This window comes from Acinetobacter sp. GQ146 (genome assembly GCF_059758585.1).
On record NZ_JCAXDV010000002.1, the window covers coordinates 572,407 to 596,077 of the forward strand.

Below are 23,671 nucleotides of genomic sequence, written 5' to 3' on the forward strand. Positions count from 1 at the left end.
GATTCGATACGAGGATGAGTATCGAATCCACTATAAAGATAACAAGGGACTACAATCATGAACACCTCACAACTCAATTTTATTAGTCGTGGCACGCGTTGTGCAGCAACCTTACAATTACCCGCAAACCATCGTAAAGCTCCCGTCATTATTATGGCGCAAGGTTTTGGCATGATTAAGGATGCTGGCCTGCCTAAATTTGCAGAACGCTTTGTTGCACAGGGCTATGCCGTATTTTCTTTTGATTATCGTGGTTTTGGTGAAAGTGAAGGACAACCTCGCCACTGGGTGAGTCCAAAGCGCCATTTAGAAGATTGGCGAGCTGCTTTAAGTTTTGTAAGAACACTCAATGAGATTGATACACAGCAAATTATTCTTTGGGGTTATTCATTTTCTGGTGGGCATGCTATTCAAACTGCTGCACGTGATGGGCACGTCCAAGCTGTGATTTTACAGGCACCTCATGTTGATGGTCTGTCTGGTTTGAAAGGCGTTCCATTATCTAAACTTGCAAAATTAAGTCTTGCTGGATTTATGGACTTATTTGGTGGCTTAATTAACAAACCAGTTTATCGCCCGATTATTGGTCGTGAAGATGAAATTGCCGCGATGACCATGCCAGAAGCTTGGGATGGGTATTTATCCCAGCTACCTGATCATGCAAATTGGGAAAATAAAGCGCGCGCCCGGGTTTTCCTAGAAGTCGGCACTTACAACCCGATCAATTTTGCACATAAATTATCTATGCCTGTTATCGTGATTTCGGGGCAACGAGATACTGTCATTCCAGAACATTCTATCCGTAAGGCTGTACAAAAAATGCCAAATGCACAGTACTTTATGTTGGATAGTAATCATTTTGAACTGTGTGATGGAGAGCTTTTTGAGCAAAACATCCGTTTACAACTTGAATTTCTGAAAAAGCATTGTCATATACAGGGCGAAATTAAAATCGCTGCGTAACAATCTAGCCACTTAACGCCTAAAAAAGCTCAGTGCTGAAGTCATGAATCAGACCTTTTAGACAATTAAACAAGTCACGCAGTACTATGTATCAAAATTGAAAGACGATATTTAGTAAAGCTTATTGTTTGATCTCTAAAAAGGTTTGAGCTTCGCACTCGCCATTCTCATCAAGCCTTTAAAACTAAAAAAATAATGTGCTGAGCAGCTCAATACAATTTATCTTTTTATCCATATTTTAGATTAAATCTGGATGAAACAATTCCACTACTGCATGGAACAGTAAGGCTGATTCAATCGCTAAATGAAATTAAATCAGCCTAGTGCAATATAAGACTGTAACAAAAAGGCTCAGGGAAATGAGCTTATCGTTTTATGCACAGTATTCGTCACGTTGATGTTCAATCAGAGACAATGCGGCATTCCATGCTTTTAACATCACCATTTCAATGAGTTCACTTTCGAATTGTTGCGTTGTGTGTTGACGTACCGCTTCAGAAGGCAGGTGCAACTCTGCTCCACCCGCCATGGCTTTAATCTGGGCTTGGCAAGCACGCTCTAAGAAATAGATTTCGTGGAAAGCGCGCTGAATAGAATCCCCTGTCGACAATAATCCATGATTACGTAAAATCATGACACGGTTTTGCCCCAAGTCTTTTACCAAACGCTCGCGTTCTTCGGTCAATAAAGCTACGCCTTCATATTCGTGATAGCTGACCTTGTTGTAAAACTTGAGGGCATGCTGAGACAGCGGTAACAACCCATGCTTTTGCGCCGAAACTGCAATACCATCCGCTGTATGGGTATGAATTACACAGTGCACATCTTTACGTGCATCGTGAATCGCTGAATGAATCACAAAGCCTGCAGTATTGACCATTTTACCTTGATCATAATCTGCAACAATTTTGCCATCATAATCAATTTTGACCAGATGTGAAGCGGTCATTTTTTCAAATGGAATGCCATATTGATTAATCAGGAAATGCCCCTCTTCGTCGGGGACACGTAAGCTAATATGGGTGTCAATTAAATCGGTCATCCGAAAATGCGCGATTAAACGATACAGTCCCGCCAACTGACAACGTGCTTCCCATTCTTTTTCAGATACCACATCTTTTAAACTGTGCATTGCTTGTAAACTGGTCATCCATCTACCTCTGCTTTTTTCCATGATTTTATGCAGCACTGAACTGCGGTGGCTCCGACAAGTCCAGTGCCTATCTGCATCCATGCGGTGACATGGATTGTTGTGTTGTATTGATTGCATCCAGCAACTGAAATATGCCCACTCAACTCGAGTGCCGAGCAATTTCATCCAAAACTTTTTCAAAGTCTGAATTTTTAAACTATCCCAGCCTTGAGCTTTGCTCAATGTTATTTTCCATCACCACTTGTCCGCAGGCGCAATGATGGATCTGAGAAAATGCGTGATACCTTTGAGTAAAGGCTTTGAATTTTGCTAAAACCCACGTTTTATCCACGCCAATGCCCAAAGTCTTAACTTTTATTTAGCGATAGCTCGATTGCCAAAGTGTCCATTTTTAAGGATTTTGGGAACTGGACAGTTTCTCCAATCAGGGATGCAGGGATTACGGAAGTAAAGCTGCTCTGATTCACCGCAACACTGATAGTAATCAGGGGAAATTAGACCTCAAAACATAAACCGACCCCAGCAATGGTCGAGATATATTGCGGACTGATGGCAGAGTCACCCATTTTTGTTCTGATTTTTTTCACCAAAATACGCAAATAATGCGTGTCTTCTTCATGCGTGATGCCCCACAATTCCGTCATAATCTGTTTTTGCGTAACAATTTTTCCTTGATGGCGAATGAGTAAAGCGTCAAACAGGGGCAAAAGACCCACCCCAGCAATAGAAAAACTAGGCAAGATCAAACAGATATGGGGAAATCAGAAAGCGCTATGGCTTTCTGACTGTATTTCGAGTTAAGAGGCTTGGCTTTTAATGACATGATCAGAATTAAAATGCGTATGGGTCAAACGCTCAGCCGTATTTTCAGCCAGAGGTTCAACTTCTTGCATTGTAGTGAGGCAGCGTGTGGTTAAATCCATATATTGCTGTGTACCCTTAAATTTCCACGCCATCTCTTTTTCAGTCAGGGTACGAATGATCCGTGCAGGACTTCCCACCACCATCGAGTTGGCTGGAATCTCGGCTTTGGCTTTGACTGTGCTATTGGCACCGACAATGCTATTTTCGCCAATATAAGCCTCATCCAAAATCACGCTATTCATGCCAATCAGGACATTTTTTCCAATGCGGCAACCATGCAGAATCGCACCATGTCCAATATGGCCATACTCTTCCACCACAGTCACATTATTCGGAAAACCATGAATAATGCAGGAGTCTTGCACATTGGCATTTTGATGGATGTGAATACCACCAAAATCTGCGCGCAAGGCCGCAAACGGACCAATATAAGCCCCTGCTTCTACGATCACATCGCCAATCAAGACTGCGGTCGGATGCACATAAGCTTTGGGGCTGACCACGGGAATGACACCATCAATGGCATAACACGGCATAGTTTATTCCTTAAACTGTTAGATAAATTTTTATGTGCCTAGTAATTCAATTCTTCCTGTTTTAAGCCACCAAAACGCTTATAGAATTGAGGATGAGCAGGCGGCATAGAACCTTCTGACGTCCGCGCAATCTCCATAAAGAATTCATCGCCTGCCATGACCACGGTTTGATACAGATTGCTGCTCAAGTTGCGCGAATTCAGTGACAGCCAGTTGGATGGCAATAATTCAAAGGGTAAATTTGGATCTTTGAGCAAAATTCGACGATATTGATGAATCAGTAAAATACGAATCTGAAACGCCTGCATCGGATTGAGTTCTTCTTCACTGTCGACCAGATTAAAGAACTCTCTGAAATCACTGATGAACTTTTCATAACGCTGATGCAGCTCTTGCACAGGCCAGTTAATTTCAACCATGCGTTTCACGGTCGGATAAGACTCTTGCCAGAGCTGCAAGGCTTCGGCTTTAAAGATCACCACTTGATCGGTCATCTTTAAGCTGAGCAACAGGTTTTGTAATTTGAGATGGTCACAACCTGGATAGGCCATGACATTGGTTGCGATATTGGCAAAGCCCAGCCATTCCAGCTCTTTTTTCAAGGTGACTTTATTTTCCAGTTCCACCGAACTGAGCAAAACCAGATCCCATTTTTGGTCCCACTCTTGTTGTGTGAAACTGTAAATTTTCTGATCGGCCATAATAAAGCGCTGACGACTGCTTTCCGTGACACGGTAATAACTAGTGCGGCCGATTTTCTCCGAAATCAGCCAACCATTCTGGACAAGGCGAAATACGGCTGTACGAACAGATCGTTCGTTAAAACCAAATACATCCATTAACTGAATTAAGCTGGCCAGGCTGATAATGCCGCCACGGTGAAAAATACAGTCACCAAAGATGGTCATAATCAGCGAGGTACCACTGAGTGCTTCGTTGTTAATGAAATCATCGATTACTTGTTTTAATTTGAGATTCATTGCGTTCAACTATTACCTTGTCAGATCAGAATGATAAATCATGTGACCTATCATTCAACTAAAACTTATGCCGATTTTCGAATATCAAAGACGCGTTGCGCTTTCCCCTCTGAACGTGGCAGGCTGCCTTCAGGTAAAATTTCCACCATGACTGAAATACCGACCATGGTTTTAATTTGGGACTTCAGCAAGGCCGCAATTTGCGGGGTCAACGTTTCACTGACATCTCTGCGCATTTCAGCACGAATATGCAATGTATCCAAGTGGCCTTGTTTGCAAATTTGAATTTGGTAGTTCGGCACCAATTGTGGAATATGTAAAATCTGTTCTTCAATTTGCGAAGGGAACACATTGACCCCACGAATAATCATCATGTCATCGCTACGCCCGACAATCTTGTCCATACGGCGCATAGTCCGTGCGGTACCAGGCAATAAACGGGTCAAGTCACGGGTACGGTAACGAATCACAGGCATGCCTTCTTTGGTAATGGTGGTAAACACCAACTCACCCAACTCACCATCTGGCAACACTTCACCGGTTTCAGGATTGATGATTTCTGGATAGAAGTGATCTTCCCAAATGGTTGGACCATCTTTGCTTTCTAAACATTCCATCGCAACGCCCGGCCCCATCACTTCAGACAAGCCATAGATATCCAAGGCATCAATACCTAGGCGCTCTTCAATTTCACGGCGCATTTCATTGGTCCAAGGTTCTGCACCAAAGATGCCTGTTTTGATGGAACAGTCTTTGGCTGTACCGAATTTCTTTTCCAGCGCTTCAATAATATTTAAGCAATACGATGGCGTTACCATCAATGCCGTTGGCTTAAAGTCATGAATCAATTGTGCCTGACGCTCAGTTTGACCACCTGACATTGGAATGACGGTCGCACCCAAACGCTCTACGCCATAATGTGCACCTAAGCCGCCAGTAAACAACCCGTAGCCATAAGACACCTGAATAATGTCTTTATGTGACAAGCCTGCCGCACGTAATGAACGTGCTACCACATCCGACCAGACATTAATATCGTTTTGGGTATAACCCACGACTGTAGGCTGTCCTGTGGTGCCTGAAGATGCATGCACACGCACAATCTGTTCTTGCGGCACAGCAAACATGCCAAACGGATAGTTGTCACGTAAATCTTTTTTGGTGGTAAACGGGAACTTGGCCAAGTCATCTAAAGATTTGAGATCATCAGGATGCACCTCTGCATCATCAAATTTCTTTTTATACACTGGGCTATTTTGATAGGCGTGTTGCAGTGTCTTTTTCATGCGCTCCAATTGCACATGACGTAATTCATCCACTGAAACCGTTTCAATTTTTTCCAAAGCATTGTTATTCATATTCTGTACTCCTGACGCAGTCATCCTGACTGCGAGTTAATCCATTTGGGATTATTTCCTTAATCCACATTTTCTATAATCAGTGCGACACCTTGTCCGACACCCACACACATGGTGCAGAGCGCATATTTTCCATTGCGACGCTTAAGTTCTTTCATGGCGGTAATAACCAAACGTGTACCACTCATGCCCAGTGGATGACCCAGTGCAATCGCACCGCCATTGGGATTAACGCGATGATCATCATCCTGCAAACCGAGTTCACGCATCACTGCCAATGACTGTGCAGCAAAGGCTTCATTCAGTTCAATTACATCCATTTGATCGAGCGTCAAACCGGTCTGTTTCAAGACTTTTTGCACCGCAGGCACAGGTCCAATGCCCATGTATTTGGCTTCAACACCCGCTTGAGCAATTGCCACCACTTTCGCCAGCGGTTTTAAGCCATGCTTGCTGGCAAATTCCTGACTGCCCAGCAACATACATGCGGCACCGTCATTCACACCTGAAGCATTGCCCGCAGTAACCGAACCGCCATCTTTACGGAATGGGGCTTTCAACGCTGCTAGCGCCTCCACTGTGGTGTCTGCACGCGGGTGCTCATCGCTATCAATGGTGATGCTGTTTTTCTTACGGTCTTGAATCACGACAGGCAAAATTTCTTCCGCCAAAACACCATTTTGCTGTGCCACTGCGGTTTTTTGCTGACTGCGATAGGCAAATAAATCTTGATCGTCACGACTAATTTGATATTTCTCAGCCACATGTTCTGCCGTTTCCGGCATGCTATCGACACCAAAATGAGCTTTGAATTTTGGATTGATAAAACGCCAACCAATGGTGGTGTCATACACTTCTGGGGTACGGCTAAATGCGGTGGTGGCTTTCGATTGTACAAAAGGCGCGCGGCTCATTGACTCTACACCACCTGCCAACACAAATTGCACTTCACCCGATTTAATTGCACGTGCCGCTAGTCCGACGGCATCTAAGCCCGAAGCACATAAACGATTGACGGTAATTGCAGGGACTGAATCGGGTAAACCTGCCAACAGTGATGCCATACGCGCCACATTACGGTTGTCTTCACCCGCTTGGTTGGCACAACCTAAAATCACTTCATCCAGCTCCTCCCAAGGCAAGTGCGGATGCTGATTCTTCAAATACTGAATCGGTAATGCGGCTAAATCATCGGCACGAATGCTACTTAAGCTTCCAGCATAACGACCAATTGGGGTGCGAATCCCATCTAAAATATAAACCTGTTCCATGTGTCTCTTCCTTTAGCCTGCAATAAGAAATTGTTGTGATTGCGGGCTGTTTTGCACCTGTCCTCGTGCAGTTTTCTTCGCTAAATATATACTTGGTCTGTAGCGTTCTTCACCATAAACACGATACAGATTTTTCAAAATTTGTAAAATAGTGTTGTATCCTATTTTTTCCGCCCACTGGAATGGACCTTGCGGATAGTTCACGCCATATTTCATTGCTGAATCAATATCTTGCTCAGATGCAATCCCGTGTAACACCGCTTCACAGGATTCATTCACCAACATTGAAATGGTTCGTAACACATAAAGTCCAGCATGATCCTGCGTCCACAGCGGTATCACATGCATGCCAATGAATAAAACATCAACAAGGCTCTGCTCCACTTCCGAACAAGCTACGGAAGCCACCACGGGAATTGCTTTGGCTTCTGCCCAGTCCGCATGCCAGTCCATCAACACGACTTTCTGATCTGCATAATCCAGATCAACCGACTCGCCCAATGAGAGACGAATAGAAACTTCCCCCACCAAGATTTCATCCTGCACAGCTTCGACAAATCTTACATCCAGATGTGAAGCTTGTGCCAAGCGTTGAATCAGCCCTGAAGAATGTTTCCAGTCGCCTTTCACAGTGACCGCCAGTTTCTCAACCGATTTGGCATAACGCACAGGCAATTCAAACTGTGGGCTTGGCGTGGCTTGGCTGTAGTCGTAAAAGCCTTGTTGGGTTTTACGCCCGAAGCAGCCTGCATCGACCAATTCTTTTTGAATCAGCGATGGACGGTAACGCGGCTCATAAAAGAACTCTTGATAAACACTTTGCGTGACGGAAAAATTGACATCTTGACCAATCAAATCGGTCAGCTCACACGGTCCCATGGCAAAACGACCACATTCGCGCAGAATAAAATCTAACTGTTCAGGGCAAGTCACATTTTCCTGTAAGGCACGAAAGGCTTCGGCATAATACGGACGCGCCACACGATTGACGATAAAACCCGGCGTCGATTTTGCCAAGACGGGCACTTTGTTCCACGACTTCATCAGCGCTAGCAAGGCATCGGCAATGGCTACTGAACTTTTTAAACCGCGGATAATTTCCACCAGTTTCATCACTGGTGCTGGGTTAAAGAAGTGTAAACCCACGACACGCTCTGGATGTGGCACCGCAGCAGCAATCGCTGTAATCGAAATAGATGAAGTATTCGAAGCAAAAATCGTGTCTTCAGCACAAATCGCGGCTAACTGTTGAAATAAGTTTTGCTTCACTTCTTTCTTTTCAACAATCGCTTCAATAATCAGTTGTGCAGGAGCTAACTGTGACAATTCCTTTGCAATGCTTAAATGGGCAAAAGTACTGTCATACAGTTCCTGCGTCATTTTACCGGCTTGCACACGTTTTGTGAGTTGTGCAGCCAGTTGCTGTAATGCGGCTTCAGTTTTTGCCGCATCCACATCATACACAAAGGTGGGATGTCCATGCATCGCTGCTAACTGGGCGATACCAATTCCCATGGTACCGGCACCAATTACAGCGACAGTCGCCTGCTGTAAATTGATCTTTTCCATGTGTTAGCAACCTTTATATTCTGGAGTACGCTTTTGCATAAAGGCTTGTACGCCTTCACGGTAATCGCTGGAACGACCGGCCAAACGCTGTAAGTCACGCTCTAGTATGAGCTGATCATCCAGATTGTTGTGCGCTGCCGCATGAATGGCTTTCTTAATCAGCGACAAGCCGTAAGTCGGTTGTTTGGCCAGATGTTCCGCCAATTTATGCGCTTCAGCTTTCAGCGCATCATCTTCCACGGCTTGCCAGATCATGCCCAATTGCACCGCTTGTTCTGCTGGAATTTTATCGCCCAACATCGCTAAGCCCATGGCCTGAGCACGACCGACCAAACGTGGCAGGAACCATGTCCCACCAGAGTCTGGCACCAAACCTAAACGGCAGAATGCTTGAATAAAAGAGGCTGATTTGGCAGCGATCACCAAGTCACAAGCCAAGGCAATATTCGCCCCTGCGCCTGCGGCTACACCGTTTACAGCACAAATCACTGGTTTAGGCATTTCCGTAATCAGTTTGATCAGCGGGTTATAATATTTTTCAATTGATAGCCCTAAATCTGGCGCATCGGCATTTGGATCTACCACGCGGTCATTTAAGTCCTGACCGGCGCAGAAACCACGACCTTCTGCCGAAATTACCACGGCACGAATGGCGCTGTCTTTCGACCATGCTTTCAGCACACTCGAGACTTCTTTGTGCATGGTTTCATTGAAACTATTTAACTGCTGTGGACGGTTAAACGTGAGATAGCCCACTGCATTTTTTTCTGCAACAATAATTGTTTGGTATTCCATTACACACCTCTAAATTCTGGTTTTCTTTTCTCTAAAAATGCATTAATGCCTTCTTGGCGGTCTTGCGTGGCTGCCAACCAAACAAAATGCTGACGCTCTAGCTTTAAGCCTTGGCTTAAGGTCACTTCATGAATTGATTTCAAGGACTGTTTAATCACGCGAATCGCCAATGGTGCCTGTTTGGCAATTTTTTCGGCCAATTCCACCGCATATTGCACAGTTAGCCCGACTGGGCAGACTTGGCTAGTAATGCCGTGTTGCAGCGCAGTTTGTGCAGAAATCATGTCGCCTGTCATGGCCCAACGCATGGTGAGTTGCTGCCCGACCAAACGTGCTAAACGTTGTGTACCACCTGCACCGGGTAACATACCTAAGCCAATTTCTGGCAGAGCAAACTGTGCATTTTCACCCGTAAGCACGATGTCTGCATGCAGCGCCAGTTCAAAACCTGCACCCAAAGCATAACCATTCACCGCCATAATCAAGGGCTTAGAAAACTCATCAATCCGTTTCCACAACTGTGGGCGCAGGTCTTGCTGAATGCTGACCACATCCAGCTTGGACAATTCATTTAAATCTGCCCCTGCGGCAAAACATTGTTGGTTGCCCGTAAGCACCACGACTTTCACCGCAGCATCAGCTTCAAGTTGTTGCAGACAGTCGGCAATTTCTTGCAAGGTGGCATTATTTAAGGCATTACGCTTTTCAGGTCGATTCAGTTCAATCAGGATTACACCTGATTTTGGAGAACTGGTTTTGATGAGTTCCATTCAACAGCTCCTTTTTCCGGCTTATTCGTCAAAGCTTAAACGGACATTGGCGGAAGTCGGCAAAGCCTGACAGCTCAATACATAGCCTTTTTCAACTTCATCTTGTTCAAGGCTATAGTTAATCGCCATTTCGACCTGACCTTCCAGCACCTTACATTTACAGGTTGCACAGACACCGCCTTTACAGGCATACGGCAAGTCCGCGCCAGCACGTAGCGCTGCATCTAAAATACTGTCATCTTGCTTAGACACTTCAATGATCAGTTCACGACCATCCAGAATAATGTTGACCTTTTCTTCACTACGACTTTCAATTTGCTGTGCCGTCGCTTTAGGTGCAGTACCAGTATTAAAACGTTCCGTGTGAATTTTGCTGCGCTCAATCCCAAATTCTGGCAAGACTGTTTCAACCGCGGTCATCATCTCTTCTGGACCGCAAGCAAAACAGTGATCCGTTGCGGCATCAATCAAATCTGCTTTAAACAATTGCTGTAATTTTTGGGCATCAATTCGACCATTAAAAATTTCACTGTCGTTCATTTCACGTGAAAAGATATTGATCAATTGCAGACGTTCTTTAAAACGGTCTTTTAAATCCATAATCTGTTCGGCAAACATGGTTTGCTTCCAAGAACGGTTGCCATACACCAAAGTAAACTGGGCATCGGCTTGACGGTTCAGCACCGATTTCACAATGGATAAAATTGGGGTAATCCCACTGCCCGCAGCAAAGCCTAGATAGTTTTTCCCACCGACTTTGGCCGCTTTCTGGAAAAACACGCCTTGCGGTGGCATCACTTCCAGCACATCACCCGCTTTAAGATGATCATTGGCCCAAGTAGAAAATTGACCTTGCTCAATTTTTTTAATCGCAATACTCATGTCTTCCGCAGCATCGCTACAAATGGAGTAGCAACGACGTAGCTCACCCTCTTCTGTAACATGGCGAATGGTCAGGTGTTGTCCTGGTTGATATTCAAAGGCTGCGAACTGCTCAGGTGCCAAATCAAAGGCAATGCAAATGGCCTGTTCAGTTTGTGGCTGTATGGATTTAATCGTTAATGGTACAAATTGGCTCATCTAAAATTCCCTCTTTCTTTTCGATTTTTCAATGCTTTTGCGACATGTTTTACATGCCCTGGTCTCGGCTTAAATACACTTGAAATAATCGAAAGGTTCTAAGCAGTCTTGGCAACGATATAAGGCTTTACATGCTGTCGAACTAAATTCACTTAATAATTTGGTGTGCTGACTGTGGCAACGTGGACACTGAATACCATCGGTCAAAGCGACATGTGTACCACAACTGTGTGAAGTGCCTTGCGGCGGCGCAATGCCATATTGCTGCAATTTTTCTTTACCCGCTTCACTCATCCAATCCGTGGTCCAAACTTCGGACAGATCCACCACCACTTTTACTGGTGTCAAACCTTTGGCTGCAAAAGCTTGGGTAATGTCTGCGGTTAAAACATCAGTTGCAGGGCAACCGCTATAGGTCGGCGTCAGTCGCACAACAATTTCATTCTGAGCGTTGAGCTCAACGCCACGAATCATGCCTAAATCAAGTACCGACAGAACTGGAATTTCTGGATCAGAGACTTCAGCTAAAGCATTCCAGCATTCATCTACGACATGTCGAATTAAATTCATGCGACTCACTCCCTGTGATTGCGTCTTACCAAGTCATATTTGGATAGGAACGTTGCAGATATTGCATTTCTGCCAGAATGTAACCGAGGTGCTCCGTGTGCAGTCCTTGTTTGGCACCACTGCGATAGGCACCTGCGTCTGGTAGGCTCAGTTGCATACGGACTAATTCTGCCTGTACCGTTTCCAACCATTGCGCTTTTAAAATCTCAAGATTTGGAATCAGACCGGTATCCACCAACTGCATTTCGGCCTCAGTGAGTTGGAACAACTCCGCTGTGAAACGCCATAATTGATTCAGACCTTGCTGAGTTTTTTCATGTGCTTCCGCAGTGCCTAAACTCAAACGTTCCATCCATGTGGTGGAAAAACGTAAGTGATACTTCACTTCCTTTAAAGACTTGAGTGCAAACGCAGAAACATCGGCATGGCTACTGTTGGTTAATGCTGCCAATAACAATGCGTGGTAGTGATCCATCAACCATTGACGCACGATGGTTTGAGCAAAATCACCATTTGGCTGTTCAGCCAGCAGTAAATTGCGATATTCACGCTCAGTTCTGAAATACGCCAGTTGATCTTCATCACGCCCTAAACCTTCAACCTGACCTGCAAGACTTAAAGCGGTACGCGCCTGACCCAACAGATCCAGACCAATATTGGCCAAGGCAATATCCAGCTCTAATTCGGGTGCATGTCCACACCATTCAGCCAAACGGTGTGACAAAATCAGTTGACTATCGCCCACATGTAACAGGAATTCTGCTAAAACTTGTTTACTCATTGTTTTTCTCCCCGTCCTTACATGTGCTCAATGCCATCTGGAATGTTGTAAAACGTGGGATGGCGATAGACCTTGTCTAAAGATGGGTCAAAAAATTCTGGTTTTTCATCGGGTTGTGAAGAGGTAATCAGCTCCGATTTCACCACCCAAATACTGATGCCTTCATTACGGCGCGTATACACATCACGCGCATTTTGCAGCGCCACTTCATCATCAGATGCACGCAAGCTGCCCACATGACGATGACTTAAACCTTGTTTACTACGGATAAACACTTCGTAAAGTGACCAGTTATTTTTGTTATCCATGACCTTATTTCCCTTTATCTCTCAATCTGTTTAAGCAACTTGCTGTGCTTGTAGCTGTTCTTGCTGTTTCTTGGCATACACGGCAGCAGATTCACGTACCCATGCCCCGCCTTCCCATGCTTTACGACGGGCTTCAATACGCTCGTGGTTACATGGGCCTTTGCCTGCAATCACGTCAAAAAATTCATCCCAGTTCACTTCACCAAATTCGTAGTGCCCCGTGTCTTCATTGAATTTCAAATCTGGATCTGGCACGGTGAGGCCAAGTTGCAACACTTGAGGCACGGTGTTGTCGACAAATTTCTGACGCAATGCATCGTTACTGAATAATTTGATTTTCCATTGCATGCTTTGCGCACTGTTTGGCGAATTATCATCACTTGGGCCAAACATCATCAGCGCGGGCCACCAGAAACGATTCACAGCATCTTGCGCCATCTGTTTTTGTTCTGCTGTGCCATTTGCCAATTGCATCATCGCTTCAAAGCCTTGGCGCTGGTGGAAACTTTCTTCTTTACAGATACGCACCATAGCGCGGGCATAAGGCCCATAAGAGGTACGGCACAGCGCAACCTGATTCACAATGGCAGCCCCATCTACCAGCCAGCCAATCGCAGCAACATCCGCCCAAGTCAGTGTCGGGTAGTTAAAAATTGAAGAATATTTCATACGGCCAGCGATGAGTTTGTCCATCATGTCATCACGGTCTGCACCCAGCGTTTCTGCTGCACTGTACAGATATAAAGCATGGCCTGCTTCATCTTGAACTTTCGCCAACAATACGGCTTTACGTTTTAAGGTTGGTGCACGCGTAATCCAGTTGCCTTCTGGCAACATTCCCACGACTTCAGAGTGTCCGTGTTGACCAATTTGACGAATTAAGGTTTTACGGTAAGCGTCTGGCATCCAATCCTTTGGCTCGATTGAAATATCCTTTTCAATGCGCTGGTCAAACGCTTGTTGTTGGTTATTCATTTTTCCCTCACTTATCCCAAGTGTTGATACGCTTAAATTAAAACGATACACAAATAAAATCAATATTAATTTTTAGGTATCATTTAATTAAATCCCATACATCAAAATAAGTTATTGTTTTTATTAAATATATTGGAATTATTATTTTACTTTGTTTTTTTAACCTGCGAATTACGATTGACTTTTACCCGTTTTAATAACAAATTATGAAACATCAAAACTAAAATATAGTTTAAAACGTATCATAAAAGGAGTTTTACCATGCTAGAGTTAGAACAGAACTCAATGGAGCAACACGATACAACGCAAGACAACTCAACTCAGGCACTAAAAACCTTGAGCTCATTGGTGTACGGACAGGAATACGCTTCGCAGGCAGAGTTACGTACGGTTTATCATGCGATTAGCGGTGAAGCGATCTACCAAGTCAGTAGCCATGGCATCAATACCAAAGCGGTGGTCGACTATGCCAAACAGCAAGGGGCTGTTATTGCCACGTGGACCTTCCACCAACGTGCCAATGCCTTAAAACAAGTGGCGCAATATTTATTAGAGCGTAAAGAACACTATTACGAACTGGCCAAAGCCACAGGCTGTACCCGTAAAGATGCCTGGATTGATGTGGAAGGCGGTATCGGAACGCTATTTGCCTACTCTAGCCTTGTGCGTCGTGAACTCAGTGATGAAACTGCGTTAGTGGAAGATGCATGGATTCCACTGTCCAAACACGGCAATTTTGGTGCTAAACATATTCTTACCTCAAAAGCTGGGGTCGCTCTGCATATTGATGCCTTCAACTTCCCGATCTGGGGCATGTTAGAAAAAATCGCACCGACCCTTTTAGCGGGTGTGCCTTGTATTGTGAAACCTGCTACTGAAGGTGCTGAACTCACGCATGCCGTGGTCAAAGACATTTTGGCCAGTGGCTTCTTGCCTGCGGGTTCACTGCAACTGATTTGCGGTCAAATTTATGACTTAATTGAACATTTAAACCCGCAAGATACTGTCACTTTTACGGGTTCAGCAGCTACGGGGCAAAGCCTACGTGCCAACCCACATTTAAACCAATACTCCATTCCCTTCTGCATGGAAGCGGACTCGGTCAACAGTGCCATTTTGACTGAACAAGCCAATGATGAAACCATTGATTTATTTGTGCGTGAAGTGTTCCGCGAAATGACTACCAAGGCAGGTCAAAAATGTACGGCGATTCGTCGTGCCTTTGTTCCTGCGGCTTTACTGGAAACAGTGCAAGCACGTTTAGTGGCAAAACTGCAAAAAGTGGTGGTGGGCGACCCAGAACTTGAAGGCGTTACCATGGGTGCTTTAGCCAGCGTGAAGCAAAAGTTCAGCGTAGCGGAAAAAGTAGAACAGCTCAGCCAAGATGCCAAAATTGTACTCGGCAGCCACTTACGTCAGGACTACACCATTCAGGCCAAAAACCCAGAAAAAGGTGCCTTTTACCCACCAACTTTGCTGCTTTGCGAACAACCGACTACAGCGCAGCATATTCATGAAGTCGAAGCTTTTGGTCCAGTTTCAACCTTGATGCCTTATCAAAATCTGGCTGAATTGGCAGACTTGGTGGCACGTGGTGAAGGAAGCCTAGTCGCGTCAGTGGTGCGCAATGTCGATGAAAATATTGAAGCGCTAATTAGCAAAATTGCGCCATGGCATGGTCGTGTCCACATTCTGGATGCAGAAAGTGCCAAGGAAAGTACCGGACATGGTTCGCCATTGCCGTATTTGGTGCATGGTGGTCCAGGACGTGCAGGTGGTGGCGAAGAACTTGGCGGTTTACGTGCCGTGAAACACTATATGCAACGTACCGCTCTGCAAGGTTCGCCCAATGCCATGACCCAAGTCGGACACAGCTGGACTGCGGGTGCGCAAGTGTTTGAAGATCGAGTGCATCCGTTCAAAAAAGATTTTGACGAACTGCGTGTCGGAGAACGCTTACTCACAGCACGTCGGACCGTGACCGAAGCAGACATCGTCAACTTTGCTTGCCTCAGTGGCGACCACTTCTATGCCCATATGGATAAGATTGCCGCGGCCGACTCGCTGTTTGGAGATCGTGTGGCACATGGTTATTTCATTGTCTCAGCTGCCGCAGGTCTGTTTGTCGATGCCGCGCCGGGTCCAGTCATTGCCAACTATGGTATGGATAACCTGCGTTTTGTTGAACCGGTGAAAATTGGCGATACCATTCAAGTAGAATTGACCTGTAAGCAAAAAACTCCGAAACCACTGCGTGACCCTGAACAAAAACCACATGGTGTTGTGGTGTGGGACATTAAAGTCAAAAATCAGCGCAACGAATTGGTGGCGACTTATGACATTTTGACCTTGGTCGAACGTGCCGCCTAAACCTGACTCATAAAAAAAGAGAATCATATGATTCTCTTTTTTTTATATTAAAAAATAAATGTATCTTTTTATCACAAAGCGATTGACCGCATGAAATTTAACCCGTAGATTAAAAACAAGACGATACATAATAAAAATAAAATTAAACATAAAAGTATCAAATTAACTCAAACAGTCAGCACAGGAAGTTGCATGATGAGCGATAAATCACTCGATATAGAACTGGTTGAAAGGACGCTTCAGCCAGAAACTCCAAACAACCAAACCACACCGGCTTCAGTCGCTGCTGAAGTGCCTGAAACACGCAGTAGTGCCTATCACTGGTATGTGGTGGTCATCTGTATGCTGGCCTACATTCTTTCGTTTGTAGATCGTCAAATCTTATCCCTGATGATTGAACCGATTAAACAAGACCTCATGCTCAGCGATACTCAATTCAGCTTGTTGCAAGGTCTGGCATTTTCATTGTTCTATGCTTTTATGGGAGTGCCGATTGCGGCACTCGCCGACAAGAGATCTCGGATTAAAATAATTTCCATCGGCATCGCGTTTTGGAGTCTTGCCACTGCGGCCTGCGGTTTAAGTAAAAACTTTGTGCAGATGTTCCTCTCACGCCTCAGTGTCGGCGCAGGTGAAGCCGCCTTATCCCCTGCCTTCTATTCGATTGTTGCCGACCTATTCCCGAAAGAAAAACTCGGTCGTGCCTTGGGGCTGTATGCAATTGGCGCCTTCATTGGTTCGGGGCTGGCTTTCTTGATTGGCGGTTATGTGATTGGTTTACTCAAAAATGTAAACTTGGTGACCCTACCACTGATTGGTGAAATTAAAACTTGGCAACTGACCTTTATGATTGTCGGTTTACCGGGGGTGTTATTGGCATTGCTGATGATTTTGACCGTGCGTGAACCTGAACGTAAAGGCTTGAAAGTTGGTCAGGATGGTCAGGTGGTCAAAGCCTCGTTCAAAAACTCGATTGCCTTTATTAAAACCCATAAAAAGACCTTCTTCTGTCATTTTATTGGTTTCTCTTTTTACACCATGATGCTATATGCCTTACTGGGTTGGGCACCTGCTTTCTATATGCGTAATCACGGTTTGGATGCCAGCCAGACGGGTTATATTCTCGGGATCATCATTTTGATTGCTAACACTTCAGGTGCATTATTCTGCGGCTGGCTGATCGACTGGTTCTCTAAACGTGGCTATAGCGATGCCGCGATTCGTAGTGGCATGATTGGCTGTGCAGCCCTGATTATTCCAAGTGTATTATTTACCCAAGTGGATAATATGTACCTCTCATTTGCGCTAATTTTTGTGGCGATGTTCTTCTCGACCTTCCCGATTCCAGCATCTGCAGCCGCCACGCAAATGCTGACACCGAACCAGTTACGTGCGCAAGTGTCTGCCAAGTTCCTATTGGTGTCTAACCTGATTGCCTTAGGCATTGGAACCACGGCGGTGGCATTAATTACCGATAAATATTTCCAAAATACCGTGATGGTGGGTAACTCAATTTCGATTGTAAATGCCGTCGCTGGGGTACTGGGGGTCTTCCTGCTGTATAAGGGCTGCCAATATTACCGCGAAAGTATTGAGGTCGAAAAAAAGGCGGAACACGTCTAACAAACACGTAGCAGCCGATTGATTGCAGCGAAAGGTCTTCCCTTTCGCTTTTTTATGGCTACTCGCGAATCGACGCTGCGCTTTAAGCGGCGTGTTCTAAAGCCTGAATAACCGCCAATGCAGTCGGGCGTGCAGAAAAGGGATTCTGCCCAGTAATCAGTTGACCATCGGTCACGACATTGGGCGCAAAAGGAATCATTTTTTTCGTATACAGCGCACCATGGTCTTTTGCCATCTGCTCGGCATTATACGGGACTTTTTTACTGACGCCTGCCAGTACCTCCTCGGTCCACGCAAAGCCCGTAACATGTTTACCTTGAATCAAATATTGACCATTAGAAAGTTTAACTTGCAATAAAGCACAGTAACCATGGCACACACTGGAAATAATCTTGCCATGCTCGTACATGTTTTGAGTAATTTGCTGTAATTCAGCCTGATCGAAAAAATCCCACATCACGCCATGCCCACCGGTAAAGTAAATCGCATCATAATTGCGCCAGTCGACATCGGAAGGTTTTAAAGTATGCTCAAGTAAACGCATAAATTTTGGATCGTGATAACGCTTCATGACCGAAGCATCGGCAATCAGTTTTTTTAAGGATTTCGGTTCTATCGGCGACTGACCACCCAATGGGCTGACGATATCTTGCAGATAGCCACGTTGTTCAAACTCATCATAGGCATGCGTGAGTTCCCCCAGCCATAGCCCTGTCGCCTCGGTTTGATCTGCATAATGTGCCACATTGGTGACCACATGAAGAATGCGTTTTGTCATTATTGTTCACCTTATATTGTCCAGAGCATTGCATTACCTTAGAGTTGAATGCGGCTCTTTGTAAACCCTGATGCGATGAAAGCTTTCTGCAAGATTCTCTTGCTGCACTGCTTTGGCCAGAGATTGGGGATGAATATTGCCATTGGCCAATACCATGCCTTAAAGATAGGCAGGCGCCTTGCTCTATTGATTCCATGCTCCAACCTTAAGCTTAAAGTGAACTTTAGAGTCAATAGGGAACCGTAAATTTATATTGAATTCATATCAACATAATCATGCCCAAGAATACTTTTCAAGCATCATCCATTGAGCAGCAGCACAATACAATGCTGCCTCTGAAGCTGGGTTTTCAGGATGTTAAATTTATTGTAATCGACTAGAATAAATTTTTACTCCGAGCGACATATAGATATTCATTTGCATATTTCAAAGCAAATTTGGTGCTTGGAAGGTCTCAGGCATCTTCAGTTGGGGAACAAACCTAAGCGCCACAGCATAGGGACTGTTTCGCCATAGTGCTGAACTCCCCGATTAGGTTGAATCATGCAACTCCACCGCCCGTCCGTTATCTACTCGTCCTCGAAGCAATGCAATCTGTTTAATTTTTTCTGATGCTTACTGGTCTAGAATCGCCTATGTCCCTCAATACCATCCCTGAGTCTGAGTACACCCTAATTGACTGTAATGAAGCCGATCATGCTCTGGCCATTTTAGACATTCTCAACGATGCGATTCTGCATTCTACCGCGCTGTATGACTATAAGCCGCGGACTCTACAAAGTATGCAAAGCTGGTTTGCCAGCAAACGTGAACAGCATTTTCCTGTGCTCGGCATCATCAATTCTGCTGGGAAATTACTGGGTTTTGCCAGTTGGGGCAGCTTTAGAGCCTTTCCCGCTTATAAATATACAGTTGAACATAGTGTCTACATTCATCCCGAACATCGTGGTTGCGGATTCAGTAAAATTTTAATGCAGGCGCTGATTGCAAGAGCACAGCAGCAACAGCTCCATGTCATGGTGGGTTGTATTGATGCCGAAAATACAGCCAGCATCCAATTGCATCAAAAACTGGGGTTTAGCCATTCCGGCACCATCCGACAAGCAGGTTTTAAGTTTGGCCGCTGGTTAGATGCGGCTTTTTACCAACTCATACTCAGTACCCCATCGCATCCTCAAGATGGCTAAGGCGGTATTGCCATCCATCCCCCATCAAAAAAAACGAGAGCTTCGGGCTCTCGTTTGGGTCATGTATGACATCGTTTAACTGGCGTGTTGAAGCTCAGCAATTGGGGTAATTTCATAAGGTAAACCCACATAGTTTTCTGCCAACGTAGTTTGCCCAGCCAATGAACCAAGAATATAGCTCAACTCTGCTTGTTTAATCTTATGGTCAAACTCACTTTCGCTTTCAAAGCGATGCAATAAATGGGTCATCCACCAAGAGAAGCGTTCGGCTTTCCACACCCGTTGCAAACATTTTTCCGAATACTCATCGATACCCTGTTCCGAGCCATCTTGGTAATACTGAATGAACGCTCGGGATAAATAGGCAATATCTGAAGCCGCGAGATTTAACCCTTTTGCCCCTGTCGGTGGCACAATATGCGCGGCATCGCCAGCCAAGAACAGTTTGCCAAACCGCATCGGTTCAGTGACAAAACTACGCAGCGGTGCAATGCTTTTTTCAATTGATGGACCTGTGACTAATTTTTCCCGACTTTCAGGATCAAGACGGTTTTTTAACTCTGCCCAAAACTGCTCATCAGACCAATTATCAACATGATCGGTTAATGGCACTTGTAAATAGTAACGGCTGCGAGTTTCTGAACGCATACTGCACAAGGCAAAACCACGTTCCGACTGTACATAAATCAACTCATCTGCGACAGGTGGCACATCGGCCAATACCCCCAACCAGCCAAAAGGATAGACTTTTTCAAAGGTTTTAATCTTGTCTTCAGGCACACTGGCACGGCACACGCCATGAAAACCATCACAGCCCGCGATAAAATCACATTCAATTTGATAAGACTGGTTGTGATATGCAAAAGTCACTTTCGGCTGGGTGTAAAAATCGTCAATCTGCACATTTTGTGCTTCATAAAATGAGCTTAAACCTGCTTGCTCACGTGCCTGCATTAAATCTTTGGTCACTTCAGTCTGACCATACACGGTGACTTGCTTCCCGCCTGTGAGTGCCGCTAAATCCAGTCGGTGCTTTTGTCCCTGCGTCAGGATTTCAATGCCTGAATGCGGCAAGCCATGCGCTTTGAGATTTTGATCGACACCAGCCTCCGCCAGCAAATCGACAGAAACCTGCTCCAAAATTCCTGCACGAATCCGCGATGCCACATAGTCTGCACTACGCTGTTCTACAATCACGTGATCAATCCCTGCTTTATAGAGCAACTGTCCGAGTAACAATCCTGCGGGACCTGAACCAATAATGGCCACTTGGGTTTTTACAATTTCCATGTTGTTCATCCTTGTTCGTTTCTTATTTCAAATTACGACAGGTTGAATTTTTGAGCTATATCGCCAAAGTGAAATTGACCGTATATCATTAAGATTGTCCGTATAGCGGACAAAAGCCATCATTATTCAGGGAAAAGAACATGCCAGCCGAACACAATGAGGTGATTCACCCACAGTCTCTAGAACGAATTCCACATGCGGACTACATCGCCGGCTTAGCCAAAGGCTTACATATTTTAGAAGCCTTCGGGGTGGATAGACAGCGCCTGAATGTGACCCAAGTGGCTGAACGCACTGGTATCAGCCGAACTGCAGCAAGACGGCATTTAAAAACCCTGAAATTTTTAGGTTATTTGGAGACTGATGAACATTATTTTTGGTTAACCCCGCGGGTCTTGCGTTTTTCCAGTGCCTATTTAAGTTCAGCACATCTGCCCAAAGTGGCACAATCTTTACTCAATTTACTCTGTGCACAAACGCAGTTGACCTTTTCCATGGTGGTTCTGGATGAGCATGAAGTGGTGCCGATTGCGCGAAGTTATCTGCCGCAACAGGAGCAATTTCGGGTTAATCCTTATGGCATGCATTTGGGAAATCGCCTGCCTGCACATGCAACTTCGACGGGTAAAGTTTTATTGGCAGCCTTATCGGTTGAGGAGCAACATGCTTGGGTGGAAAAGTACGGGCTAAAACGTTTAACTCCACTGACCATTACCGATAAAGATCAATTTTATGCCGTACTGCACCGTGTCGCTTTATCGGATTATTGCCTGTCCAAAGAAGAACATGAACTGGGGATTATTGCGCTTGCAGTGCCTGTGCTTAATGCACAAGGTCAAACAATTGCCGCGATTAACTGTATGTCGCAGAGTAACCGGACCAGTGAAGAGCAGCTTATTCAGCAGGTTCTACCGTTATTGAGGCATGCGGCAAATGAATTACGTGCTTTAATTTAAGTCCTGATTAAATATTGGTACCTTAAATAAAAGCACACAAATTGCCATGAAGCTCACAATTAGCCAAGTACAAAAAAGCCACGACTATGGCATGGCTTTTTTTATAAGACAGAAGATAAAAAGACCTGTTTAGCCGTTTATTTCACAGGAATCATAAGGTGTTGATAAGGGGTACCGGACCACATGATATAAGGCACGGTAGTGTCCGGTTGCGCACTTTTCGGATACATATCATAAAAACTTTGTGATGCCCCCACGATCATGACGTGCGGTCCTGTTTGTATCCAATGATTGTTGGCGCTCGGTTTACTTGCATAAGGGTCTACATTGCTCGCATCGGTCCCTCCCATGAGCATGTACATAAAGCCTACTTTACCTTCAACAGGTTTGGTGTGCCCAATCCAAGCTTCTGCCCATGCTAAAGCAGCGGGGTCCATACACATGGGGTCTGGTCCTGGCGTGGCTGGGTTATCTGGCATACAGGTAAAATTATTATGACCTTTGCGTAAGGTCCGCATTTTGCCTTTTGCATCCATTGCAATGATGGTTGCTTCGGCACTGACATTCATGGGAGCTGCACTCATGGCACTCATGATTGCTTTTTTATCATCTGCCGAAAGGGAGGTTTGCATAGATGCTTCCATACTTGCTCCACCATGGGATTCCATTGCGAATGCCATCGGGGTCAATAAGGAAATACATCCAGCACTGATTAAACATTTAAGAAAATTCATGGCATCTCCTCCGATTTTGAGGTTAGGTGTGTAATGCCAACTTCCGTTCTGCACTACACCTGCCATAGCTTTAAAAATGGAATGAAATTTAGGATTATCATTCTTATCAAGTCTATTTTTTAACCAGACCCAACCTAAGTCAATAGAAGGGACACCTTATATTACAAAAATAAAAAAATTATATAAAAATCAGAACTATAATACTTAACTCAATTCATTCTGTGTTTCTTTTTGCTCGATATAACTTTCTGGATATGGATCTTCTTGAATGACCTTACGGTACTCAAATACCGCTTCAAGCAACAAATGATCTTTTTCACTCATATAGCGACTTGGCAATAAAAAAACCTCTTGAGGGTCTTTGAATCCATACAAAGCAAAAATCTGCTCTGATTTTTCTGAAAAATGTTTTAAAGAGTTAGAAGCATTTTTAATAATAAAAAATAAAATAAAATAAAATAAAATAGATGTTACAGACCAAATCAATATATTTTCTAAAGAAAAATCAAAACCCCAAAAAACTAAAAAAAATGAGCCTATAATAGAAGTTAAAAATAAAAACCTTCCACCTTTCATTGCTGACATATTATGCGTTTTAATGGATGCTCCCATGCCAACCTGCATATGTAGTAGACCTGTTTTAGGGCTCAATACTGAATAAAGCTCATATAAGTTGTTTTCTAGCCGTCTTACAATGCAAATAACATACTCATTCTGTTCGAATAGAGCACGATGAAATTGACCCACACAAACTTTACCG

The 23,671-nt window shown here is 44.6% G+C and carries 22 protein-coding genes and 1 pseudogene; 5 read left to right on the forward strand and 18 right to left on the reverse strand.

Annotation, left to right across the window (positions count from 1 at the left end):
- Positions 1-57: 57 nt before the first annotated feature.
- On the forward strand, positions 58-963 hold the full coding sequence (locus AC6CHI_RS05955) for an alpha/beta hydrolase (protein ID WP_498120009.1): 906 nt from the start codon (positions 58-60) through the stop codon (positions 961-963).
- A gap of 373 nt (positions 964-1,336) precedes the next feature.
- On the opposite strand, the gene AC6CHI_RS05960 is transcribed toward AC6CHI_RS05955, so the two are convergent.
- From AC6CHI_RS05960 to paaA, 14 genes and pseudogenes are all read right to left on the reverse strand, one after another.
- Entirely contained in the window at positions 1,337-2,113 is a 777-nt protein-coding gene (locus AC6CHI_RS05960) for a class II aldolase/adducin family protein (RefSeq protein WP_498120010.1), read from the reverse strand.
- Positions 2,114-2,610: 497 nt separating this feature from the next.
- A pseudogene (locus tag AC6CHI_RS05965) lies at positions 2,611-2,808 on the reverse strand (winged helix-turn-helix domain-containing protein); the annotation flags it as partial.
- Between the two features lie 105 nt (positions 2,809-2,913).
- The gene (locus AC6CHI_RS05970; protein WP_498120011.1) at positions 2,914-3,516 is read right to left on the reverse strand and encodes a gamma carbonic anhydrase family protein; all 603 of its coding nucleotides are present in this window, start codon (positions 3,514-3,516) and stop codon (positions 2,914-2,916) included.
- A gap of 38 nt (positions 3,517-3,554) precedes the next feature.
- On the reverse strand, positions 3,555-4,496 hold the full coding sequence (paaX, locus tag AC6CHI_RS05975) for a phenylacetic acid degradation operon negative regulatory protein PaaX (RefSeq protein WP_458891160.1): 942 nt from the start codon (positions 4,494-4,496) through the stop codon (positions 3,555-3,557).
- Positions 4,497-4,561: 65 nt separating this feature from the next.
- Entirely contained in the window at positions 4,562-5,854 is a 1,293-nt protein-coding gene (paaK, locus tag AC6CHI_RS05980; protein WP_498120012.1) for a phenylacetate--CoA ligase PaaK, read from the reverse strand.
- Positions 5,855-5,913: 59 nt separating this feature from the next.
- Positions 5,914-7,125, reverse strand: a complete 1,212-nt coding sequence (gene pcaF, locus AC6CHI_RS05985) for a 3-oxoadipyl-CoA thiolase (protein WP_498120013.1) — start codon at positions 7,123-7,125, stop codon at positions 5,914-5,916.
- A 12-nt stretch (positions 7,126-7,137) separates the two neighbouring features.
- The gene (locus AC6CHI_RS05990) at positions 7,138-8,694 is read right to left on the reverse strand and encodes a 3-hydroxyacyl-CoA dehydrogenase (RefSeq protein WP_498120014.1); all 1,557 of its coding nucleotides are present in this window, start codon (positions 8,692-8,694) and stop codon (positions 7,138-7,140) included.
- Between the two features lie 3 nt (positions 8,695-8,697).
- Positions 8,698-9,489, reverse strand: a complete 792-nt coding sequence (gene paaG, locus AC6CHI_RS05995) for a 2-(1,2-epoxy-1,2-dihydrophenyl)acetyl-CoA isomerase PaaG (RefSeq protein ID WP_498120015.1) — start codon at positions 9,487-9,489, stop codon at positions 8,698-8,700.
- Positions 9,489-10,259, reverse strand: a complete 771-nt coding sequence (locus tag AC6CHI_RS06000; RefSeq protein WP_498120016.1) for an enoyl-CoA hydratase-related protein — start codon at positions 10,257-10,259, stop codon at positions 9,489-9,491. Before AC6CHI_RS06000 ends, paaG begins: the two co-directional genes overlap by 1 nt.
- A 21-nt stretch (positions 10,260-10,280) precedes the next feature.
- Positions 10,281-11,339, reverse strand: coding sequence for a 1,2-phenylacetyl-CoA epoxidase subunit PaaE (gene paaE, locus AC6CHI_RS06005; protein WP_498120017.1), 1,059 nt, complete (start codon positions 11,337-11,339; stop codon positions 10,281-10,283).
- Positions 11,340-11,408: 69 nt separating this feature from the next.
- Positions 11,409-11,909 carry a 1,2-phenylacetyl-CoA epoxidase subunit PaaD gene (paaD, locus tag AC6CHI_RS06010; protein ID WP_458891153.1) on the reverse strand — a complete coding sequence of 167 codons (501 nt, stop codon included), beginning with the start codon at positions 11,907-11,909 and terminating at the stop codon, positions 11,409-11,411.
- Between the two features lie 25 nt (positions 11,910-11,934).
- Positions 11,935-12,690, reverse strand: coding sequence for a 1,2-phenylacetyl-CoA epoxidase subunit PaaC (gene paaC, locus AC6CHI_RS06015; protein WP_458891152.1), 756 nt, complete (start codon positions 12,688-12,690; stop codon positions 11,935-11,937).
- Positions 12,691-12,707: 17 nt separating this feature from the next.
- Positions 12,708-12,998, reverse strand: a complete 291-nt coding sequence (paaB, locus tag AC6CHI_RS06020; RefSeq protein ID WP_016167097.1) for a 1,2-phenylacetyl-CoA epoxidase subunit PaaB — start codon at positions 12,996-12,998, stop codon at positions 12,708-12,710.
- Positions 12,999-13,028: 30 nt separating this feature from the next.
- Complete coding sequence (gene paaA, locus AC6CHI_RS06025) at positions 13,029-13,973, reverse strand: 1,2-phenylacetyl-CoA epoxidase subunit PaaA (RefSeq protein ID WP_498120019.1); 945 nt, start codon at positions 13,971-13,973, stop codon at positions 13,029-13,031.
- Positions 13,974-14,234: 261 nt separating this feature from the next.
- Between paaA and paaZ the strand changes: the two genes are divergently transcribed.
- Both paaZ and AC6CHI_RS06035 read left to right on the forward strand, forming a co-directional pair.
- Positions 14,235-16,343: a phenylacetic acid degradation bifunctional protein PaaZ gene (paaZ, locus tag AC6CHI_RS06030; RefSeq protein WP_498120020.1), complete on the forward strand. Its 2,109-nt coding sequence runs from the start codon at positions 14,235-14,237 to the stop codon at positions 16,341-16,343.
- Between the two features lie 192 nt (positions 16,344-16,535).
- Positions 16,536-17,966, forward strand: a complete 1,431-nt coding sequence (locus AC6CHI_RS06035; RefSeq protein ID WP_498120022.1) for a spinster family MFS transporter — start codon at positions 16,536-16,538, stop codon at positions 17,964-17,966.
- An 82-nt stretch (positions 17,967-18,048) separates the two neighbouring features.
- Here AC6CHI_RS06035 and AC6CHI_RS06040 read toward each other — a convergent pair whose 3' ends face one another.
- Positions 18,049-18,744, reverse strand: coding sequence for a type 1 glutamine amidotransferase domain-containing protein (locus tag AC6CHI_RS06040; RefSeq protein ID WP_498120023.1), 696 nt, complete (start codon positions 18,742-18,744; stop codon positions 18,049-18,051).
- Between the two features lie 635 nt (positions 18,745-19,379).
- On the opposite strand from AC6CHI_RS06040, the gene AC6CHI_RS06045 reads away from it, so the two are divergent.
- Complete coding sequence (locus AC6CHI_RS06045; RefSeq protein ID WP_498120024.1) at positions 19,380-19,931, forward strand: GNAT family N-acetyltransferase; 552 nt, start codon at positions 19,380-19,382, stop codon at positions 19,929-19,931.
- A 75-nt stretch (positions 19,932-20,006) separates the two neighbouring features.
- Here AC6CHI_RS06045 and pobA read toward each other — a convergent pair whose 3' ends face one another.
- A complete protein-coding gene (gene pobA, locus AC6CHI_RS06050; protein WP_498120026.1) occupies positions 20,007-21,221 on the reverse strand; it encodes a 4-hydroxybenzoate 3-monooxygenase in 1,215 nt (404 codons plus the stop codon).
- Between the two features lie 140 nt (positions 21,222-21,361).
- On the opposite strand from pobA, the gene AC6CHI_RS06055 reads away from it, so the two are divergent.
- Positions 21,362-22,177 (forward strand): IclR family transcriptional regulator, encoded by an 816-nt coding sequence (locus AC6CHI_RS06055; protein ID WP_498120028.1) that lies wholly within the window; start codon positions 21,362-21,364, stop codon positions 22,175-22,177.
- 137 nt (positions 22,178-22,314) lie between these two features.
- Here the strand turns inward: AC6CHI_RS06055 and AC6CHI_RS06060 are convergent, their stop codons facing one another.
- Positions 22,315-22,911, reverse strand: coding sequence for a hypothetical protein (locus AC6CHI_RS06060; RefSeq protein WP_498120030.1), 597 nt, complete (start codon positions 22,909-22,911; stop codon positions 22,315-22,317).
- Positions 22,912-23,115: 204 nt separating this feature from the next.
- Positions 23,116-23,671, reverse strand: a 556-nt coding sequence (locus AC6CHI_RS06065; protein WP_498120032.1) for a putative type VI secretion system effector, incomplete at its 5' end; no start/stop codon positions are given.

What these genes read in the sequence shown, in the direction of transcription:
- AC6CHI_RS05955 (WP_498120009.1), top strand. Translation starts at nt 58, where the DNA reads ATGAACACCTCACAACTCAATTTTATTAGTCGTGGCACGCGTTGTGCA.
- AC6CHI_RS05960 (WP_498120010.1), bottom strand. Translation starts at nt 2,113, where the DNA reads ATGACCAGTTTACAAGCAATGCACAGTTTAAAAGATGTGGTATCTGAA.
- AC6CHI_RS05970 (WP_498120011.1), bottom strand. Translation starts at nt 3,516, where the DNA reads ATGCCGTGTTATGCCATTGATGGTGTCATTCCCGTGGTCAGCCCCAAA.
- paaX (WP_458891160.1), bottom strand. Translation starts at nt 4,496, where the DNA reads ATGAATCTCAAATTAAAACAAGTAATCGATGATTTCATTAACAACGAA.
- paaK (WP_498120012.1), bottom strand. Translation starts at nt 5,854, where the DNA reads ATGAATAACAATGCTTTGGAAAAAATTGAAACGGTTTCAGTGGATGAA.
- pcaF (WP_498120013.1), bottom strand. Translation starts at nt 7,125, where the DNA reads ATGGAACAGGTTTATATTTTAGATGGGATTCGCACCCCAATTGGTCGT.
- AC6CHI_RS05990 (WP_498120014.1), bottom strand. Translation starts at nt 8,694, where the DNA reads ATGGAAAAGATCAATTTACAGCAGGCGACTGTCGCTGTAATTGGTGCC.
- paaG (WP_498120015.1), bottom strand. Translation starts at nt 9,489, where the DNA reads ATGGAATACCAAACAATTATTGTTGCAGAAAAAAATGCAGTGGGCTAT.
- AC6CHI_RS06000 (WP_498120016.1), bottom strand. Translation starts at nt 10,259, where the DNA reads ATGGAACTCATCAAAACCAGTTCTCCAAAATCAGGTGTAATCCTGATT.
- paaE (WP_498120017.1), bottom strand. Translation starts at nt 11,339, where the DNA reads ATGAGCCAATTTGTACCATTAACGATTAAATCCATACAGCCACAAACT.
- paaD (WP_458891153.1), bottom strand. Translation starts at nt 11,909, where the DNA reads ATGAATTTAATTCGACATGTCGTAGATGAATGCTGGAATGCTTTAGCT.
- paaC (WP_458891152.1), bottom strand. Translation starts at nt 12,690, where the DNA reads ATGAGTAAACAAGTTTTAGCAGAATTCCTGTTACATGTGGGCGATAGT.
- paaB (WP_016167097.1), bottom strand. Translation starts at nt 12,998, where the DNA reads ATGGATAACAAAAATAACTGGTCACTTTACGAAGTGTTTATCCGTAGT.
- paaA (WP_498120019.1), bottom strand. Translation starts at nt 13,973, where the DNA reads ATGAATAACCAACAACAAGCGTTTGACCAGCGCATTGAAAAGGATATT.
- paaZ (WP_498120020.1), top strand. Translation starts at nt 14,235, where the DNA reads ATGCTAGAGTTAGAACAGAACTCAATGGAGCAACACGATACAACGCAA.
- AC6CHI_RS06035 (WP_498120022.1), top strand. Translation starts at nt 16,536, where the DNA reads ATGATGAGCGATAAATCACTCGATATAGAACTGGTTGAAAGGACGCTT.
- AC6CHI_RS06040 (WP_498120023.1), bottom strand. Translation starts at nt 18,744, where the DNA reads ATGACAAAACGCATTCTTCATGTGGTCACCAATGTGGCACATTATGCA.
- AC6CHI_RS06045 (WP_498120024.1), top strand. Translation starts at nt 19,380, where the DNA reads ATGTCCCTCAATACCATCCCTGAGTCTGAGTACACCCTAATTGACTGT.
- pobA (WP_498120026.1), bottom strand. Translation starts at nt 21,221, where the DNA reads ATGGAAATTGTAAAAACCCAAGTGGCCATTATTGGTTCAGGTCCCGCA.
- AC6CHI_RS06055 (WP_498120028.1), top strand. Translation starts at nt 21,362, where the DNA reads ATGCCAGCCGAACACAATGAGGTGATTCACCCACAGTCTCTAGAACGA.
- AC6CHI_RS06060 (WP_498120030.1), bottom strand. Translation starts at nt 22,911, where the DNA reads ATGAATTTTCTTAAATGTTTAATCAGTGCTGGATGTATTTCCTTATTG.